Raw genomic sequence first — 18341 nt, 5'->3', positions numbered from 1 at the left:
CCCTCAGAGCAGGGGCGGATCGAAGTCGGCGACCAGTCGGCGGCCTTCACCCGCCGCGCCGGTGAAGGAGTGCTCGCGGCCCAGGGCGCGCAGGAACCCGGTGAAGGTGTGTTCGGCCATCGCGTCGGCGTCGTCCGTCTCCTGCTCGGCGCGCAGGTCCAGCACCAGGTTGGAGGCGCAGGCCAGTGAGCTGGGGTGCTCCTCGCCCAGCAGGGACCGGTAGCGGCGCAGGGTGCCCCGGCCCAACCGTGTGGCGTTCTTCGCCTCACCCAGGGCGGCCAGGTCGCTGGCCAGGTTGGTGGCGGCCGCCAGGGTGTAGTGGTGGTTGCGGCCGAGCCTGGCCTCCAGTGCGGTCAGCGCGGACTCGTTCATCGAGCGGGAACGCGCCGGATCGCCCATCAACCGGTACAGCAGCGCCACGTTGCTCGTGCAGCCGTGCTTGTACGGGTGGTCGGCGCCGTAGGCCTGCGCGTAGCGCATGTCGGTGTCCTCGGCCAGCTCCAGTGCCCCGGCCAGCTCGCCGGTCATGCGCCACAGGTTCGCCAGGCACATCGCCGCGGCCAGGGTGCTCGGGTGGTTGATGCCGTGCAGGCGCAGGTAGCGCGAGTGCGCGTCCTGGCCGAGTTCGAGGGCCTCGTCCAGCTCCCCCGAGAGCCTGCGGGCGATCGCCAGGTCCACCTGGGTGCGCAGCGTGCGGGGGTCGTCCACACCGAGGTGTTCACGACCGTAGGCGAGGGCGTCCTCGCCCAGGTCGCAGGCCTCGGTGTAGTCACCCGCCAGCCGCACCACCTGGGCCAGACCGGACCAGAACGCCAGCAGCGTGGGCGAGGCCCCGGTCGGCCCGCTGCGCTTGAACAGCATGTAGGCGCGCTCGTGCTTGCTCTGCGCGCCCGCGAAGTCGCTGGTGAGCGCATGGTCCAGGGCCAGACTGTTCATGGCGCGCAGGGTCGCTGTGTCGTTCGGGCCGAAGGCCTCCTGGTACTGGCGCAGCACCTCCTCGTCGTGCTCGCGGGCCTGCCAGAAGTCCCCGCGCGCCCGGTAGTCCGCGCCCAGCCCGGAGAGCACGGAGAGGGTCTCCGGGTGCGCGTGGCCCAGCGTGCGGCGCATCCTGGGGAGGATCGCCAGGTTGAGGTCGTGTGAGGCGATGTAGCTTCCCAGGTCCCGGAGCCGGTTGGCGTACTTGGCCTGCGCCTCCAGGACGAACGAGTCCTCCTCGCCGGAGTCGGCGGTCCACTTCTCGATGAAGTTCTCCGCGTACCGTCCGGCGGTCTCGAAGTTGCCGGACACGTACAGGAAGTTCAGCATGTTCAGCGCGAAGCGCCGCACCTCGGGCCGTTCCGATTCGGCGACTCCGGCCGGGCGCATGTGGGAGAGCAGTTCGAAGTAGCGCGCCTGGGACGCGGCGTCGGTGAAGGAGTTCGGGGCCGCCGCGCTGAGCAGGGACCACACCTCGACCCGGATCGACTCCTGGGTGGCCTCGTCCAGCTCCTCGCGCAGCAGCGCCTGGATCAGCCGGTGCACCTGGATGGTCCGGTTGGCCTGGTCGAGGCGGACCAGCGCGTACCGGCCCAGTTGGCCGATGGCCTTGCTCAGCCGGATGGGGTCGTCCATCAGGGCGGCCATCTCGGGGCGGATCGGACCGTCGTCCACGGGGAAGAACAGGTCCCGGGGGATGGGCTCGGGGCCGAAGAAGGCGCAGCAGCGCAGCAGCTCCATGGCCTCGGGCAGATTCTCCTTGAGTTTCTCCACGGACAGCTGCCAGGCCGCGGTCATGGGCTTGGGGTACTCAGGGGGCTTGCCCTCGCGCAGCAGCGGGCCGGTGCGCTCGGAGAGCAGGCGCAGGTACTCCTGGGTGGACATGCCGGTCTCGGACTGGAGGGCCCCGGCCTGTTCCAGCGCCAGGGGGAGGTACCCCAGCGCCTCGGACAGCTCGACGGCCTCCGCGGTGGTGATGCCGCGCGGGATGCGCTTCTTGAGGAACTCCACGCTCTCGTGTTCGCTGAACACGTTGACCGGCACGGTCTCGGCCACACCCTCCCACCGGTGGTTGCGGGTGGTGATCAGCACGTGCCCGGGACCCTGGGGGATGACCTCGGTGAGTTCCTCGGGCTCGTCGGCGTTGTCGAAGATGAGCAGCCAGCGCGAGTACGGCTCACCCTTGCGCAGGGCCTCCAGGACAGCGTCGGCGGCGTCCTCGACCCCGGTCACCGCCGGGCCGGGGAGTCCCAGGTGCGGCGCCAGGTGGGCCAGCGCGGAGTCCACGAGGCCGGGCTGGTCGGCCATGATCCACCAGACGAGGTCGTACTCGGCCCGGTAGCGGTGGGCGTACTCCACGGCCATGAGGGTCTTGCCGACACCCCCGTACCCGTGGAGCGTGTGCGGGACCACCGGGTCCGAGGGGGAGTGGGGGACCACCGCGGTGACCTGGTTGAGCAACCCGCCGCGAAGTGCGCTGATCTGCTCGTCGCGGCCGGTGAAGTTCTTGTGGCGCGGCGGAACACGGCCCCAGACCTCGGGAAATCTGTTTCCGCCGTGTCCGGCTCCTTCCGGGAAACGGTTCCTGCTCTGGCCCTGGGGGTTCCCTTTGGAAGCGGTCACGCGTTGTCCTCCGGTTTCACATAGGCCCCACCAGGAATTTCTTTTCCCCTTGAACGGAAGAAATCCCGGTGTTGTGTTGTGTCACTACTTGTTGCGTGAGGGATTGGTCAACGTCATCAGCGTAGGCGAAGAGGTTAGGGAAGGACAGGTGTGTGGTAGGAACTTCTGTACGGCGAATCGAAGAACGCCGTGGCGAAAGGGCGGACCCCACCGTCAGTTCGCGGCTGGCCGCACGACGGCGGCCATTATCACGCGGAGGCGAGCACATGGGAGAACACGGGTCCACCGGGGGAACGGCACTGGTGGACGTGGGTGAACTGTCGTTGCGCGACCTGGAGGCGATGGGCGGATCGGCGATCGCCGAGGCGCTGCGCACGGTGCTCGACCCCGGGGAGGCCGGCGCCGAGGTGGTGGCCGGGTTCGTCAACGACCCCGAGTAGCACCGTTCGGTGACGCGACGTCGTCCGTGCGGCGAAAAGGACACAGGAATTTCGCAGGGGCTCGAACCACGCCCTGACCCGTGACACCATGGACAGCGCTCCTCACAGAGGTGCTGTCTCCATTCTCGCTGGCCGGGAGCTGCTTCATGACACGAGCCGCCATCGTCCACGCGCACGGACCGTTCGTCGGGGCGCGGCCCTTCCGCGCCCAGGACCGGCGACACTTTCTCGGCCGCCGTTCCGAAACCGAGGAACTGGTGCGTTCCTGGAGCCGCCACCGGCTCACCGTCCTCCACGGTGACAACGGGGTGGGAAAGACATCCCTGGTCAGAGCGGGGGCCGTGCCCGCGCTCACCGACCGCGGCAGCACCGTACTGCCCCAGGGCGAACTCCGCTTCGACCCGGTGTTCCCCGCCGCGATACTCCCCGGGCAGAACCCCTACAGCCGCGCTCTGCTGGCCCTGTGGAGCCCCTCGGAGTTCCCCACCCACGGCCCCGGCACCTCGATCAGCGACTACCTGCGCACCCACGAGAGCACCGACCGGCAGGGCCTGCCCCGGCCGGTCTTCGCCGTCCTGGACCAGACCGAACTCCTCCTGCGGCGTTCCGCCGCGCCCGAACCGGTGCGCAGGGACTTCCTGGACGAACTGTTCACCGCCGTGGAGCACCGCACCGACCTCCACCTGCTGCTCACCGTGCGCACGCAGCACCTCGACGAACTCCGGCGCCTGGTGGAGAAACGCGAGGTCGACCACGCCGAGGTGCGACTCACGCCGTTCGCCCCGGGAACCGCCACCGACGCGGCGGCGCGTGCCCTGGCGCTGGCGGGTTCACGTACCGCCGCGCGGGACGCCGACCGGCTGGTGCACCAGGCCCGCACCGCTCGCGACGCGGGGGCACAACCGTGTCCCCCGAAGGACACCGTGGAGCCCGCCCTCCTCCAGTTCCTGGGGCAGGCGCTCTGGGAGCAGGCCAGCGCGTCCGGCACGGCCCTGGTCCCGGACGCCGAGTCCGAGGTCGACCGCCTTCTCACCGAGCGTCTGTCAGGAGTCCTCTCGGAGGTGGCGGACGAACACCTGGTGCCCCCGGAGGTGCCGTACGCCTGGCTGCGCGCGGTGGCGGAGGCCGGTCCACGGGGCGTGGGCCGTCCGGCCTGCGAGGATCCGGACAGCGAACTGACACCCGGGGTGGTCCACGCCCTGGAGGACCGCCACCTGGTCACCGCCAACCGGGACGGCTCCGCCTACCTGCTGCGCCACCCCAGGCTGGCAGGCCCTCTGGCGGCCCTCTCCCCGTTCGCGCGCGGGCCCTCCTCCGCGAGCGGCCCCGATCCCCTGGAGGCTGCCCGGGCCGCGCACACCCGGGGGGAGACGGCGCTGGCTGCCGAGCACGCCCGTCGCGGCCTGGGCCGAGCCGCGGCGAACCCGAGGGAGCGGGCGCTGCTCACCGCGCTCCTGGGCGACCTCGCGTTCGAGCGCGGCGACCACCTGGCGGCGGCCGGACACTATGCGGACGCCGCCAGGCAGCGCGAGGCGGTCGGCGACGGCGCGGCGGTCTCGCGTCTGCTGGTCGCCGAGGCGCGCAACCGCCTGATGGCGGGCGAGAGGTCGGCGGGGCTCACGGGGGTGGCGGCGGCCGAGAGCCGGGTGCACGCCGACCCCAGCCTGCGGGCCGGGATCGGACAGGTGCTCTGGCTCGCGGGGCAGGGGAGCTCGGCCCTGGACGTTCTGGAGGGCGCCATGGTGGGTGGCGGTGGGATCACCGAGGCGCGGCGCACCCGTGGGGAGATCCGCGCGGAGCAGCGGGGAACGTCCGGCCAGGGGAGGAACTGAGCGTGGACTCCACCGTCCTGGTCGCCCTGATCACCGGTGTCATCACCGCGATCAGCACCCTGGGGGCCACGGCGCTGTCCGGCTACCGGACCGCGAAGGTCGAACGCTGGAGAGCCGATCACACCCTCAAGCGGGAGCGGGAGCAGCGCGAGTACGAGCGGGGACGGGCCCGGCAACGGGAGGTGCGCACACGGTTGGAGGAGGTGCGCGGCAGCGTGTTGCGGCTCGACATCGGCATGCGCAACATCGCCCAGATCCGGATGCACGGTCCTCCCCGCCAGGGCGGCGACGACCTGTCCGACCTCGTGCGGCAGGCCCGGACCGACATCTACGACGCGGTGATCGCGGTCGAGCGCATGCGCGACGTCCTGCCGCCGGACGGCCAGGACCACGTCGACGAGCTGCGTGACGCGGTGGACGAGGTGGTCAACCACGTTCAGGCGCGAACCGACCGGAGCGCCGACCAGGTGCACCGGGATTTGGCGTCGGGTCTTCGGGCGCTGGCCGGGGCGGTTCCGGCGGAGTGGGTGCTGGAGGCGGGAGCGCCCGTGGGGCGGTCCGGGGGCGGGGCCGGTTCCGTGGCGGAGCCGGCTGGGGAGGACGCGGGCGCAGAGCCAGGAGCAGAGTGAAGACGAGGGTCAGCGCGCCGGTGGCCCCGCACACGAGCAGAACCGTGCCGTGTACTCCCAGGGCCTCCAGTGCGTAGCCCCCGCCCAGCATCCCCGCGGGCAGAGCGCCGCCGCTGAGGAAGCGGACGGTGCCGGTGAGGCGCCCCAGGAGCTCCGGGGGGACGTGGGTGGTGTGGTAGGTCGCCACGGTGACGTTCATGTGTGCCCCGACGAACCCGATGCCGCCCCAGACCACGGGCAGCGCCGCCAGGAGCCAGGTGGACCCGGCCCGCTCGGCGACGACGAGCAGGAGGGTCAGGGCCAGCCACGACCACAGGCACAGCACCACCATCCGGGTGGGGGTCAGCCTGCGCACCAGGACCGGGGCGAGGAGGGCGCCGAGCAGCCCTCCGGCGCCGGTGGCCGCCAGCACCACGCCGAGCAGGAAGGCGGACAGGTCCTCGTCGGTGGCGGTCAGCATGATGATCAGCCACACCGACTGGAACAGCGCGTTGGTGATGGTGCACACGACCAGCGACCGCAGCAGGAAGCGGTCGGTGCGCAGCAACAGGAAACCCCCGGCCAGTTCCCGGAGGACGCCGTGCCGGGGGTCGGACCGCTGGGGCCTCGGCCGTGACCGGGGCAGCAGCCAGGCCGCCCACAGCCCCAGGGCGGAGACCACGGTGTCGAAGAGCGCGGGCAGTCCGTGCGCCAGGCCGTACAGGGCGCCACCGAGGGGGCGTCCGATCATCTGGGTGGCGTCGGTGCGGGCCTCGTTCTTGGCGGCCGCCCCGGCCAGCTCGTCCCTGGGGACGAGACGCGGGACGGCGGCCGCTCCGGCGGTGGCGTGCATGGTGCCGCACACGCCGTGCAGGGCCGAGGCCACGGCGAGCAGGACCACCGGCGCGTCGAACACCAGGACCGGGGCGACGAACAGGACGACACAGGCGATGCGGGCGGCCAGGCCGACGACCATGACGGTGCGCGGGTCGTGGCGGTCCACCATGAGGCCGACGGGGATGTGCAGGACGGTGCGCGGCACCATGCCGGCCGCGGAGATCCAGCCCGCCAGCACCGGGGAGCCGGTGTGGAACAGGGCCAGGAGGGGGACGGCCAGACCGAAGGTCATGGTCCCGAGACCGGCCAGCGCCACACTGCTCCACAGCAACGCGAAATGGCGTCGCCAACGTCCGGTGTCTCGGTTCGGAAAGGTTTCCCCAACACAGGGTTCCGTTGTTGACATCGTTCTCAATGCAGATGGAAAACGTGAGTGCCGAAAACCACGCAAGGGGTACTGGGGTGACAAATCCGAATGCCACAAGCCCTGTGGTGGAGGGCTTGTGCTGACCCGATCGGCGTGGTCCACGCGGTTCTGAAGGTCCCGGTTCATGCTATCCGGAAAAGCGTGCCACCTCGGCCTGTTGGTGTTCAAGATGAGCGTTTGAGTCGCAAGTGTCAACAGTGGAAAGGGTGATTGGCCGTTTTATGCCGTTTTCTCCGCTTGACCTCAACCACGGTCGAGGTCGCACACTGCTGGAGAACCGATCCGACCCTGGGAGCACCGTGCCCGACCCCACCTTCCTACCCGCTCCCGAGCACCTGCGCCGACGCCTTGCCGACGACCGTAGCGTCTGGCTGTGCACTCTACGTTCCGACGGCTCGCCGCACGTGGTGCCGGTGTGGTTCGTCCACCTGAGGGAGCGATGGTGGATCGGCGTGTCCACCACCTCCGTCAAGGCCCGCAACGCGTCGCGCGACCCCAGGGTGTCCCTGGCCCTGGAGGACGGCGACGCGCCCGTGGTCGCGCAGGGGACGGCCACGGTCCACGACCGCTTTCCGGACGACGTCCTGGCCGCCTTCCGTGACCGGTACGGCTGGGACCCGCGCACTCCCTACGGCAGGGACCCCCGCCGCTCCCTGCTGGAAGTCGGTGTCACCCGCTGGCTGATGTCCGGCGCCGCCCCCGAGACCACCCCGACCCCCGGGGGCGCTCCCGACACCTCCTCGAACCCCGGAGCCTGTTGACCCCTCGGGGCGTCGGTGGAGACGAGCCTTCCCCGGAGCCTCACCGGTCCCTGGGGCCGCACCGAAGCCCGGATCGTCGGACCCCTGGTGCGCGGTCGTTCGCCCCCTGCTCCCCACTCGCCCCACACCGTCCCTCCGGGAGGTTCCAAGGGAGTGGGACGCCGCTCCGAGGCCGCGTCACACCCGGCGCGTACGGTCCTGACCCGAGGCCTCACCGGTCGCCAGCCGTGTCACCCGGTGGGCCTCGGTGGGATCGGGACACTCCCAGCGTCGGACCAGCCGTTCCACGGCCGCCCGCGGTACCGGCGCGGACCTGCGGTCCATGCGTTCGCCCAGCACCCGGGGCGGTGCCTCCAACGCCACGATCTCCACCCTGGCCCGGTAGTCGGCCGCCAGGGACACCGACCGCCCGCGCAGGTCGCGCGACACGTGGGTGGCGTTCCACACGAACGACCTGCCCGCCCGCAGGTGCTCGCGTGCGCGCTCGGCGGCGGCCGCGGCCACCGGGCGCTGGTCCGCGGTAGGCCGAACCCCCAGTTCGGTGCGGAGCGCGTCCAGGCTCACCACCGGCACGTCCGGCCGGTTCGCCCCGATCCAGTGGTCCTTGCCAGCACCGGGCAGACCGGACATCACCGTCACGGTCAGCCGGGTGTCATCGTGCGCCGCGTAGTCCGGGTCGCGGTCGGGCCTGCGGAAGAACCAGAACCGCGCGTGATCGGAGGGGAAGGCGCGCGGTGTGTCCAGGCAGCGCTGCTCGGCGCAGTACTCGGCGTACAGCCCGATGTTGTCCAGCACCTCCGAGGTGTCTCCGCAGTGGCGCCCGAGGATGTCGGCGGTGGCCAGCACGACCAGGTCGTCGTTGCGGGCCAGCAGGCTGGCGCGGAAGGCGATCTGGCGCAGATCCGGGCGTTCCAGGGCCCAGAACGGCACCTGGTGGTGGCGGACCAGCGCGGCCACGTGCTCACGCCACTCGATCGGGGCCCCGGACTCCCAGAGGATCCGGCGGGCCAGCAGGTCACCGCCTCGGGAGTGCCCGTGGGCGGTCACCCGGCCATCCTCGTCGCGCCGGGTGCACAGGGGTTTGGCCACGTCGTGCAGGAGCACGGCCGCGAAGATCCGGACCCGCTCGTCGGCGGGTCGGGCACGCCACTCGGGCAGTTCGGAGAGCGCCTCACACGCCATGCGGGTGTGCACCTCCACGTCCCCCTCGGCGTGGTGGACAGGGTCCTGCTCCACCCCGGCCAGGTCCCGCACCCACGCGAAGGCCTCCCGCACCCGTCCCCAGTCCAGGCCCCAGTACGGCGGAGCGGGGCAGAGCTCATCGAACAGTCGCATACAGCACCTCCGGATCGGCCAGGGCGTTGGCGATCAGGGGCCGGTCCAGCCAGTGCGTACCCGCGTCCAGGATCGCGGAGGTGAACTCCGCCCTCACCCACTTGTACCGGTCGACCGTGTGGTCGCCCTCCTCGACCTTGACGTACAGCCCCTCCATGAGGTCGGAGCCGTCCGTCTCGGCCAGCGCACGTTCGGGGTCGGCGCCACCGGCTCTGGCGGCCTCGGTCAGCGCCGCCCTCCACCCGGGGGTCCGGCACGCGGAGGCCCCGACCAGCGCGGTCAGCTCCGCGAGCGAGGCCAGCGGCCCCTCGTGCAGCACGGGCACCGACACCACGGGGGTTCCGGACAGGAGCGCCCTCCTGCGCGACGTGGACAGGAACGTCCCGTCGCGGGTGTCCAGCACGTCGAACTCGCAGAAGTAGTGCGGCAGCGCGTCGTAGAACACGGTGTGCCGCGCGTACAGCCACTCGCCGTAGAGCACGTACCGGTCCTCCAGCCGGGGCCACAGCGCGGGCGCGACCGCCGCAGCCCAGGCCTTGAACGGGGCGAACTGGCGCTCCCGGGGGCCGCCGGTCAGGTAGTGCCCCCGGCTCTGGAGCCGCAGTACGCCGTCGGGACCGAAGCTGATCCCGGAGTTGGCGCCGTCCAGCTTCTCCTCCACCACCAGGTGCCGCCCGGCCAGGTGAGCGAACGGCTCGGCCGACAGGTCGTGGTCACCGTGCTGGAGCCGCGACCCACGGATGTGCCGGGTGCGGGGGTACTTGCGAAGCATGTGACGGTTGTACACACCCGACGACCCACGGAGCCAGCGGTTTTCCGGCCCGAGCCCTCAGGTCAGTCTGGAGCGGGTGCCCAGCGACGCGGCGTCCGCGGCGGCGCGGCCCTCGTACCAGCCCTCGGAGCTGGAGGGCCCCCGGACCCGGGACGAGGTCAGCGCTCCGAAGGCCTCGTCCACGGCGGCCTCCACCGCCTTCTCCCTGGCGGCGAACACCGGGACGAGGTCGGTACCGGTCTCGGCGGTGACCGCCTCCTCGGCGGCGCGCGCCGACTCGGTGAGGCGTTCGCCCACCCGCACCGCGAACGCGGACATGAACGACGCCCGGAAGTCCTTGCGCGCCCCGCGCCCGGAACGGTCCCGTTTCGAACCGCTCACCCGCATCGCGGCCTCGGCCTGCACCAGCAGGGACGTGTACAGCAGGTCCACCGCCTCCACGTCGCCGGGGAACCCCATCACGGTGCTCAGCCCCAGTTCCCGGTGCCAGACGGCACGGCAGTGGTTGGCCTCGGCGACCTCGGTCAGGAGTACGGCCCGGTGCTCGTCGTAGGGCGAGTCCACCGGCAATCTGCGGGCGGAGGCGGCCTCCGGCTCCTCGGGGTCCTGCGCCACCAGGGCGAGGTCGATGCTGTGCCGAGCCATCATCTCCTGGGCCCGGGCGGTCAGCGCCTCGGCCTCCGACGGGAACTCGGTGGACTCGGCCTTGGCCAGCAGCGCCCGAACGCGCTGGAGCCGACCCCGGTCCACCGGAGCGGAGGTGTGCACACCGGGCCGGAAGGTGCCCGGGGGCGGTCCCAGACGGCGCATCGGCGGCAGCACACGCAACACGGCCAGGAGGCGCAGGACCACCTCGACCGCCTCGAACCTCAGCAGGCCGTGCTCGGTGCCCAACCGGGTCAGGTGCTGATCACCCGAGCCGGGGGCGGTCGCGCCCAGGGCACGCACCTGCTCGGTCCAGCGCGGGTCCACCGTGGCGGCCGAGTGGCGTTCGAGGTCGGCGGTCACGGCCTCGGCGCACACGGTGGCGGCGAGCGCGCCGGACTCACGGGACACGTGCCGGACCGTCTCCGTGGGCTGCCAGCCGCGCGCCCAGGCGTCGGCGATCGCGAAGAGCAGGGTGTCGAAGAGCGCGCGGCCCGCCGCCCCGGCCCAGGCGGGGTCCTCGGCGTCGGCCAGCCGGGCCGCCGCGAGATCCACGCCGCCGCCCTCCTGCCCGCGCACGAGCGCCTCCACGGCGCCGGTGACCACCTCCACGGGTGTGTCCGAGGGGCCTGGTCCGGCCCACTCGGCCTCGGCCCGCGCGTCGCCGCGTCTGCGGCCCTTCCTGCCCACGGTGGTACTCCCGGTTCGAGAAACGGTCGGGCCCTGCGGCCGTGCGGCCCCCTCCGGGCCGACTGGCCATCCTACCGGCCAGCGGTGGCCTGCGGATTCGGTGGTGGGGGTGGGGGAGCACACCCCCGCCGGCCCCGCGGGCCGCCCTGGCCGGTCGTGGAGTGGCCGCACGGCGGGACGCGGCCCAACCCGAGCGTCCCGGTGGCGGAGCGCCCCGCGGGGTTGGCCAGCGGGCGGTCGTTCGCCGACCGGGCTCGACGAACGGGTCCCGGTCCCGCTCGGCATGATCGTCGGTACCCGGATCGCCGTTCCGGAGGGGCGCGGCCCGCCCGTGCCCGGGTCCTGAGCCTGGACACCGGGCGGCCCCGAGCGCGGGCGGGCGGGCCGTGGGACGCGTCAGGGTTTGCGGGCCACTCCGCCGTAGTGCGCCACCTCGCTGATCCGGCCGACCTCGGCGGGGTTCGGCCGCCAGAAGGGGACGGAGACCACCCCGGGCTCCAGGAGCTCCAGCCCGTCGAAGAACCGGCCGATCTCCTCCGGGGTGCGCAGGTGGATGGGGAGCGCCGCGTTCTCGTTCCAGACCGCGGCGGAGTCGACGATCTGTTGGCTGGTGTCGGTGCTGTCGCACAGGGCCAGGAAGCTGCCCGAGGGCAGGGCGTCCACGTAGGCGCGGGCCAGCGCGTAGGTCCGCTCGTCGGCGGGGAAGTGCCCGAGCGTGCCCATGATGTTCAGCCCGATCGGCTGGCTGAAGTCCAGGTGCTCGCGGGCCTCGGCCAGCAGCGACTCCGGGTCGAGCAGGTCGGCGTCGATGTAGTGGGTGGCGCCCTCGGGGGTGCTGGTCAGGAGTGCGCGCGCGTGGGAGAGCACCATCGGATCGTTGTCGACGTAGACGATCCTGGAGTCGGGCGCGACCCTCTGTGCCACCTCGTGTGTGTTGTCGGCGGTGGGCAGTCCGGTACCGATGTCCAGGAACTGTCTGACGCCCTCCTCACGGGCCAGGTGGGTGACGGTGCGGATGATGAACTGCCGGTCGGCGCGGGTGAGCTCGACGATCTCGGGGAAGGAGCTCGCTACCTGTTCTCCCAGTTCGCGGTCGACCGGGTAGTGGTCCTTGCCGCCCAGCCAGTAGTTGAACACGCGGGCGGAGTGGGCGACGGTCGTGTCCAGGGGGGCGGTGCTCGGGGTGTCCGTCATGGGGGCCTTCCGGTGGGGGCGGGGCTGTCACGAATCAGGCGCAGTATCCTGCCCCGCCGTCCCTCCGGGCAACCCACATCCCTTTGCTCCCAAGGGTTCTCGGGCGCGCGGCGATGCTCTGCTCCGCCGCTGCGGTAGCCGGTCCGATTCCTCCCGACCCGTCCTGCGGAGGGGGCCGGTGCCCGACGCCGAAAGGCGCCCCTTTCCTCACGGAAGCGACCCGGAAACATTCGGCGCCTACCGTCGTCCCCACCGCAGCCACCGAGGAGTCTCCATGCGTCACGGAACAGGGTCCACGGGCGATGACGCGGCGGGGGCGGCGGGAGCCGCGCGCTGTCCGTACACCGCGCAGACCGCCCTCTCCCCCCAGCAGGACGGCGACCCGGGGCTGGCGCGCGGAGAGGAACCGCCCTGGGACCAGCTGCGCTCCCGACACGGAGGTCTGGTCTCCGTGGAGGTCTCGCCCGGCGTCCCCGGCTGGCTTCTGCTCGGCTACAAGGAGAACCTCCAGGTCCTGCGCGACCAGACCCACTTCTCAGCCGACCCGCGCCCCTGGGACGCCAGTGGTGCGGCGCCCGTGCGCGGGGCGGCCCTCAACCGCGACGGCGACGACCACCAGCGCCTGCGCCAGCCCATCGTGGACGCGCTGGCCTCCGTCGGCACCCAACAGCTCGTCCCGGTGGTCCAGCGCGCCGCCGTACACCTGATCGGACGGGTCGAGTCGGCGGGCGCCGCCGACCTCATCGGGCAGTACGCGGCACCCCTGCCCGCTCTGGCCCTCAACGAACTCCTCGGGTTGCCCGACTCCTACGGGCACCTGCTCGCGGACCTCAGCGCCCGCCTGTGGAGCGGCGACCAGAAAGGAGCCGCCACCGCCGCGCCGGCAGTGCGCGCCTACTTCCGGGGGCTGGTGGCCCGCAAACGCGCCGAGCCGGGCCGGGACCTCACCTCCTCGATCCTGGAGCACCCGCACGGGCTGACTGACGAGGAGGCCGTCGAGGCGCTGCACCTGCTGTGGGCGGCGGGCCACGAACCCACCACCCACCTCATCGGCAACGCCCTGCTCAGGTTGATCGAGGACCCCGGAGTGTGGACCGCGTATCTCGGCGGCACGCTCACACCGGAGGACTTCGTCGACTACGTCATGTGGACCGAACCGCCGGTCAGCGTGCTCGCCGGGCGCTACGCGACCACGGACATGAGGTTCGCGGGGGCCCGGATCAGGCGGGGTGAGCCGCTGCTCTTCGGGTTCGGCTCCGCGCACACCGACCCCTCCGTCTCCGGTGACACCGCTGACTCCGTGGCCCTGCTGGCGGGGAACCGCGCTCACCTGTCCTGGGGCGCCGGCGCCCACCGCTGCCCGGCCACCGCCTTCACCCGGGAACTGGTCCGCACCGCCATCGACACGGCGCTGGATCGGATGCGGGGCATGGTCATGGCGGTCGAGCCGGCCGAACTGCGGTGGCGCCCCGCACCCGGAGTACACGGGCTGGTGGAGCTGCCCGTCTGGTTCACCCCGACCGGGGAGCGCGAGCAGTCCGGAGCCCGGCCCGAGCCGCGTGAACCGGTCGTCAGACGCAGAAGCCGCCGCAGGACGCGGCTGCCCGCCGCTCAGGGAGCCCGCTACCAGGCGCCCTTCGCCGAGAAACCGCATGTCCCGGATCCCCTCGAACAGCTCCTGGAGACCTGGAACCCCCGGGCCTGAGACCGGGGGGCCGTCCCGGACCGGACCTCAGCCGCCCTCGGGGTCCACCACGGCCAGTTCGGGGTGGACGCTCCCCGGATCGTCCGGAGTCGGCTGGTCGCCGCCGCGCCGGTGGTGGTCGAAGTAGGCGCAGGCGTGGCTCCGCACCGGGTCCACCCCGTACTCCACCGGGAGGTCGCCGAACTGCCTCCGCCACCGCTCCGGGGGCACGGCCACGACCGGCCCCGACACCTCAGTCGGAGGGCTCCACCAGCAGCACCTCCAGAGTGCGGGGACCGTGCACGCCCTCCACCCGGTCGAGTTCGATGTCGCTGGTCGCCGAGGGACCGCTGATCCACGTGAGCGGCCGTGCCGGATCCAGGAGCCGGACGGCCCCCGGCACCCCGTCCACCACCTGGTCCGCCCGCACCACGCACAGGTGGTAGTCGGGGACCAGCGTGAGGGCCCGGCGGCCCTGGTCCGGTCCGGCGTCCAGCACGATCGTCCCGGTCTCCGCGACCGCCAGCGCGCACCCGGTCACCACGCCGTCGCAGGCGTCCAGATCGGCCACCGACAACGGGGCCTCCGGCGCGTCGGTGAGCTGGCGCGCGGTCACCCGCGAGAGCCATTCCCGTGGAACACCCGAGGCGACCGCCACCCGGGCGGCACCGCGTCGCTCCAGTGAGGCGGCGATCCGCTCGGGCAGAGCGGCCTCCGGTACCCGTTCCACCAGCGCCCGGTAGTCCAGCAGCCGGTCCACCAACACCTCCAGGGCTTCCCCCTCGAAGTGGCTCTCGGCGTACCCCTCCCCAGGTGGGGGCTTCACCGGGTCGTCTGCGGGCACGTCCGCGAGCGCCGCCCGCACCCGGGCCAGGACCCGTCCCCGGGAACCCATGGCCCCGCCGCTCCCGCCACGCACGTCCGCGCCGTTCATCGCTGCCCCTTCCCCCGTTGCTTCCACCACTGGCGGAAGGACTCCGCGGGTACGTCCGGCACGTCCCGGGTGTCGGTCCACTTCCCCGCCTGCCCCGGCAGGTGCCGGGGCAGGTCCCCACCGACCAGCCCCGCCGCGCGCTGCACCGCGTCCAACGCCCCGGCCGAACCGAACACCGCCTCCGCCCCGGCCATGACGGCCTTCTCACCGAGGTGCCCGGGGCCCTCCGCGACCCGTTCACGCAGGTGCACCAGGACCTCCGGGATGTCGATGGCCACCGGGCAGACGTCGTAGCACGCCCCGCACAGCGACGACGCGTACGGCAGCGCCCGGTCCACCTCCGAGGACATCCCCCGCAGCTGCGGTGTGAGGATCGCGCCGATCGGCCCCGGATAGACCGACCCGTAGGCGTGACCACCGGTGCGTTCGTAGACGGGACAGATGTTCAGGCAGGCCGAACACCGGATGCAGCGCAACGCCTGGCGTCCCACGGTGTCGGCGAGCACGTCGGTGCGGCCGTTGTCGAGCAGCACCAGGTGGAAGTCGCGCGGACCGTCTCCCGGGGTCACCCCGGACCAGGTGGAGGTGTAGGGGTTCATCCGCTCCCCTGTGGAGGAGCGGGGCAGCAGCTGCATGAACACCTCCAGATCGGACCACGTGGGCACGACCTTCTCGATCCCCACCACGGAGATCAGCGTCTCCGGCAGGGTCAGGCACATGCGTCCGTTGCCCTCCGACTCCAACACCACGAGCGTCCCGGAGTCGGCCACGGCGAAGTTGGCCCCCGACACCGCCACCTTGGCGCGCAGGAACAGTTCGCGCAGGTGGACACGGGCGGCCTCGGCCAGCGCGCGGGGGTCGTCGGTGAGCCCGGGCGGGGCGGGCACCCCCCACTCCGACATCCGGTCCAGGAAGATCTCCCGGATCTGGGAGCGGGCCAGGTGGATGGCGGGCACCAGGATGTGGGAGGGCAGGTCCTCGCCGAGCTGCACGATCAGCTCGGCCAGGTCGGTCTCGTAGGCCGTGATCCCGGCCGCCTCCAGCGCACCGTTGAGTTCGATCTCCTGGGTGGCCATGGACTTGACCTTGACCACCTCGGTCTCACCGGTCCGGCGCACCAGCTCGGTGACGATCTCGTTGGCCTCAGCGGCGTCGGCGGCCCAGTGGACCGTGCCGCCCGCGCGGTGGACCGACTCCTCCAACCGTTCCAGGTGGTGGTCCAGGTGGCGCAGGGTGTGGGTCTTGATCCGCTCGCCCTCGGCGCGCAGCCGCCGCCAGTCGTCCCCCAGCTCACCGACGACCGCGTCGCGTTTGCCCCGGATGGTGTGGGTGGCCTTGTGCAGGTTGTGGCGGGTGCGGGAGTCGCCGACCGCCGAACGGGCGGCCTCGGGAAAGGGCGGAAGGCCCAGGAACGTGGCGCTCATGCGTGCGCGTACTCCTTCTCGGTACTGGCCAGGATCTCGGCGATGTGGGTGACCCGGACCCCGGAGCGCTGGCGGGACAGGGTGCCGCCGATGTGCATCAGGCAGGAGTTGTCCACCGCGCACAGGACCTCGGCGCCGGTCTCGGCCACGTGGCGGGCCTTGTCGAACCCCATGGCGGCCGAGACGTCGCCGTTCTTGACCGAGAACGTGCCGCCGAACCCGCAGCACTCGGCGGCGCCGGGGAGTTCGAGCAGTTCCAGGCCGCGCACGGCGCGCAGCAGCTGGTAGGGCCGCTCACCCAGGCCGAGGAGGCGCAGCCCGTGGCAGGTCGGGTGGTAGACGACCCTGCGCGGGAAGTAGGCGCCCACGTCGGTGACCCCCAGGACGTCCACGAGGAACTCGGTGAGGTCGTACACACGGGGGCCGAGGTCGGCCATCTTGCGGGAGAGCCTGCTGCCCGCCGCGCCGAGCCGGGGGTAGTTGTCGCGCACCATCGCCGCGCACGAGGCGGAGGGGACCACCACCGCGTCAGCGCCGTCGAAGGTCCGGGCGAAGCGCACCGCGAGCCTCGCGGCGGGGCGCCGGTACCCGGTGTTGTAGTGCATCTGACCGCAGCAGGTCTGGTCCTCGGGGAAGACCACCTCGTGGCCCAACCGCTCCAGGAGGCGGACCACCGCGCGCCCGGTGTCGGGGAAGAGGGTGTCGTTGACACACGTGACGAACAGGGCGATCCGCATGGGCCTCCTTCACGCCCCGGCCCGGCGGGAGGAGCGTCCGGTCCGACGGACGGCAACCGGGGCACGTGGTCCGACCACTTTCGCACAGCGTCGCGAGGGGGAGCAAGAACCCCGTAGCGGTCTCGACACGCGTGCGTCGGGCGTTCAGGTGCCATATACACGACGCAGTGCAGCCTTCCCCCACCCCGGGTGAGGTGTCCGTTCGGTGGGCGGGGCAGTCCGGGGAGCGATCCATCGCACGGGTGGTCCGACCAATCGGCGAGGTCAGGCGGGCGCGAGCACGGGCATGGCGAGTAGAATCGCCGTGTTCGTGACGGAGACGGGGGAGTGGCGTGGTCGAGGACGTGCGGACCCCGGTGGCCCAACGGGCCGTCGAGCAGATCAAGGCCATGATCGCCGACGGGGAGGTGGGGCCTGGGGAGCGGCTGCCCACGGAACGGGAGCTCTCCGTCCGGCTGGGCGTCTCCCGGGGATCGGTACGCGAGGCGATCCGCTCCCTCACCACGCTGGGGGTGCTGTCGGTCCGCCACGGGGCGGGCGTCTACGCCACCGCGCTGCGCCCCGCCGACCTCCTGGAGGCCTTCTCCGTCCTGGCCGAGGTCTCGCGCGACGAGACCTTGCTGGAGGTCCTCCAGGTCCGCCGAATGATCGAACCCGCCGCCACGGCCCTCGCCGCCGCCCGCGCCACCCCCGAGGACCTGGCCCTGGTCGGCCGCCTCCTCGACCGGATGGAGGACGCCGCCGAACGCGCGCCCGCCGACCACGCCGCGGACGATCTCGGCTTCCACCAGGCCGTCGTGGCCTGCGCGGGCAACGCCACGCTCTCCGCGGTCCACGCCGGGCTGTCCTCGCGCACCTTCAACGAACGGGTCTGGGCCGGGCTCGGAGCGGAGGGGCTCACCGACACCCTCTTCCAGGACCACCGGCGCATCCACGAGGCGCTCTTGGCGCGCGACCCCGAGGCGGCCCGGGCGGCCGCCGCGGCGCACGTGCTGCGGGTGGAGCGCTGGCTCAGCCTTCGAGCCGACGGTTGACCCGGTCCGCGTACTGCTCGGCCCTGAGGACCCGCGACAGGTCCTCGCGCCGGGGCTCCGTGGAGCCGTCCTCCTCGAGGGAGGACTCCCCGTCCGGAACCTCCTGGCCGACTTCCGCGTCTACACCGAGTACCCCGTGGTCCTCGATCTCGTCGATCCGATGGTTCTCGGAGTGGTCCTCCAGGTACTCCGCCACGGCGGAGTCCTGGTCCGGGGCGCCCACGTCCATCTCGGCGTCCACGTCGTCGACGTCCGTGGCGTCCCTGTCGAATTCGGCGGATTCCGTCATCGGCGGCCCCCTCGCCTCGGTTTCCCTGTATTCGATCATGCCTGGTCGCGGCGGGAGACGCCAGTGGTCAGCCGCGCAGAGGGCGAAGAGGACGAAACGG

The 18341-nt window shown here is 72.2% G+C and carries 16 protein-coding genes; 5 read left to right on the top strand and 11 right to left on the bottom strand.

All coding sequences use genetic code 11. The annotated features are described in order from the left end of the window. Positions 1–3: 3 nt before the first annotated feature. Positions 4–2598 (bottom strand): FxSxx-COOH system tetratricopeptide repeat protein, encoded by a 2595-nt coding sequence (gene fxsT / locus BDW27_RS26160; RefSeq protein ID WP_110052339.1) that lies wholly within the window; start codon positions 2596–2598, stop codon positions 4–6. Positions 2599–2864: 266 nt separating this feature from the next. Here fxsT and fxsA point away from each other — a divergent pair, with 266 nt between their 5' ends. Then, positions 2865–3038 (top strand): FxSxx-COOH cyclophane-containing RiPP peptide, encoded by a 174-nt coding sequence (gene fxsA / locus BDW27_RS26155; RefSeq protein WP_017544888.1) that lies wholly within the window; start codon positions 2865–2867, stop codon positions 3036–3038. Positions 3039–3184: 146 nt separating this feature from the next. Then, positions 3185–4870, top strand: coding sequence for an AAA family ATPase (locus BDW27_RS26150; RefSeq protein ID WP_110052337.1), 1686 nt, complete (start codon positions 3185–3187; stop codon positions 4868–4870). Between the two features lie 426 nt (positions 4871–5296). Here BDW27_RS26150 and BDW27_RS26140 read toward each other — a convergent pair whose 3' ends face one another. Beyond that, complete coding sequence (locus tag BDW27_RS26140) at positions 5297–6646, bottom strand: MFS transporter (protein ID WP_233515941.1); 1350 nt, start codon at positions 6644–6646, stop codon at positions 5297–5299. Positions 6647–7041: 395 nt separating this feature from the next. Between BDW27_RS26140 and BDW27_RS26135 the strand changes: the two genes are divergently transcribed. After that, entirely contained in the window at positions 7042–7503 is a 462-nt protein-coding gene (locus BDW27_RS26135; protein WP_110052335.1) for a pyridoxamine 5'-phosphate oxidase family protein, read from the top strand. A 177-nt stretch (positions 7504–7680) separates the two neighbouring features. On the opposite strand, the gene BDW27_RS26130 is transcribed toward BDW27_RS26135, so the two are convergent. The 4 genes from BDW27_RS26130 to BDW27_RS26115 all read right to left on the bottom strand — a co-directional run bounded on the left by BDW27_RS26130 (position 7681) and on the right by BDW27_RS26115 (position 12139). Next, positions 7681–8838, bottom strand: coding sequence for an AAA family ATPase (locus BDW27_RS26130; RefSeq protein ID WP_110052334.1), 1158 nt, complete (start codon positions 8836–8838; stop codon positions 7681–7683). Next, entirely contained in the window at positions 8822–9610 is a 789-nt protein-coding gene (locus tag BDW27_RS26125; protein ID WP_110052359.1) for an RNA ligase family protein, read from the bottom strand. The genes BDW27_RS26130 and BDW27_RS26125 overlap by 17 nt, the downstream gene beginning before the upstream one ends. Before the next feature lie 57 nt (positions 9611–9667). After that, the gene (locus tag BDW27_RS26120) at positions 9668–10945 is read right to left on the bottom strand and encodes a DUF2786 domain-containing protein (protein WP_110052332.1); all 1278 of its coding nucleotides are present in this window, start codon (positions 10943–10945) and stop codon (positions 9668–9670) included. A gap of 396 nt (positions 10946–11341) precedes the next feature. After that, positions 11342–12139, bottom strand: coding sequence for an SAM-dependent methyltransferase (locus BDW27_RS26115; RefSeq protein WP_017544896.1), 798 nt, complete (start codon positions 12137–12139; stop codon positions 11342–11344). Positions 12140–12413: 274 nt separating this feature from the next. Here BDW27_RS26115 and BDW27_RS26110 point away from each other — a divergent pair, with 274 nt between their 5' ends. After that, positions 12414–13844: a cytochrome P450 gene (locus BDW27_RS26110; protein WP_110052330.1), complete on the top strand. Its 1431-nt coding sequence runs from the start codon at positions 12414–12416 to the stop codon at positions 13842–13844. Positions 13845–13871: 27 nt separating this feature from the next. Here BDW27_RS26110 and BDW27_RS26105 read toward each other — a convergent pair whose 3' ends face one another. From BDW27_RS26105 to BDW27_RS26090, 4 genes are read right to left on the bottom strand one after another with little or no spacing between them, the layout of a single operon-like run. Further along, entirely contained in the window at positions 13872–14060 is a 189-nt protein-coding gene (locus tag BDW27_RS26105) for a hypothetical protein (protein ID WP_193374238.1), read from the bottom strand. A 16-nt stretch (positions 14061–14076) separates the two neighbouring features. After that, on the bottom strand, positions 14077–14757 hold the full coding sequence (locus tag BDW27_RS26100) for a lactate utilization protein C (protein ID WP_233515940.1): 681 nt from the start codon (positions 14755–14757) through the stop codon (positions 14077–14079). Continuing rightward, positions 14754–16181, bottom strand: a complete 1428-nt coding sequence (locus tag BDW27_RS26095) for a lactate utilization protein B (protein ID WP_110052329.1) — start codon at positions 16179–16181, stop codon at positions 14754–14756. The genes BDW27_RS26100 and BDW27_RS26095 overlap by 4 nt, the downstream gene beginning before the upstream one ends. Continuing rightward, the gene (locus tag BDW27_RS26090) at positions 16178–16918 is read right to left on the bottom strand and encodes a (Fe-S)-binding protein (RefSeq protein ID WP_110052327.1); all 741 of its coding nucleotides are present in this window, start codon (positions 16916–16918) and stop codon (positions 16178–16180) included. Before BDW27_RS26090 ends, BDW27_RS26095 begins: the two co-directional genes overlap by 4 nt. Positions 16919–17307: 389 nt before the next feature. On the opposite strand from BDW27_RS26090, the gene BDW27_RS26085 reads away from it, so the two are divergent. Further along, positions 17308–17952: an FCD domain-containing protein gene (locus BDW27_RS26085; protein WP_233515944.1), complete on the top strand. Its 645-nt coding sequence runs from the start codon at positions 17308–17310 to the stop codon at positions 17950–17952. Here BDW27_RS26085 and BDW27_RS26080 read toward each other — a convergent pair. Next, complete coding sequence (locus tag BDW27_RS26080) at positions 17930–18241, bottom strand: hypothetical protein (protein WP_017544902.1); 312 nt, start codon at positions 18239–18241, stop codon at positions 17930–17932. The two genes, BDW27_RS26085 and BDW27_RS26080, sit on opposite strands and share 23 nt — an antisense overlap. Between the last annotated feature and the right edge of the window lie 100 nt (positions 18242–18341).

The sequence above is a fragment of the Nocardiopsis sp. L17-MgMaSL7 genome (genome assembly GCF_003182025.1).
Lineage (GTDB): Bacteria > Actinomycetota > Actinomycetes > Streptosporangiales > Streptosporangiaceae > Nocardiopsis > Nocardiopsis prasina.
Note: the sequence above shows the minus strand (reverse complement) of the source record. Positions and strands in the feature narration are given on the sequence as shown.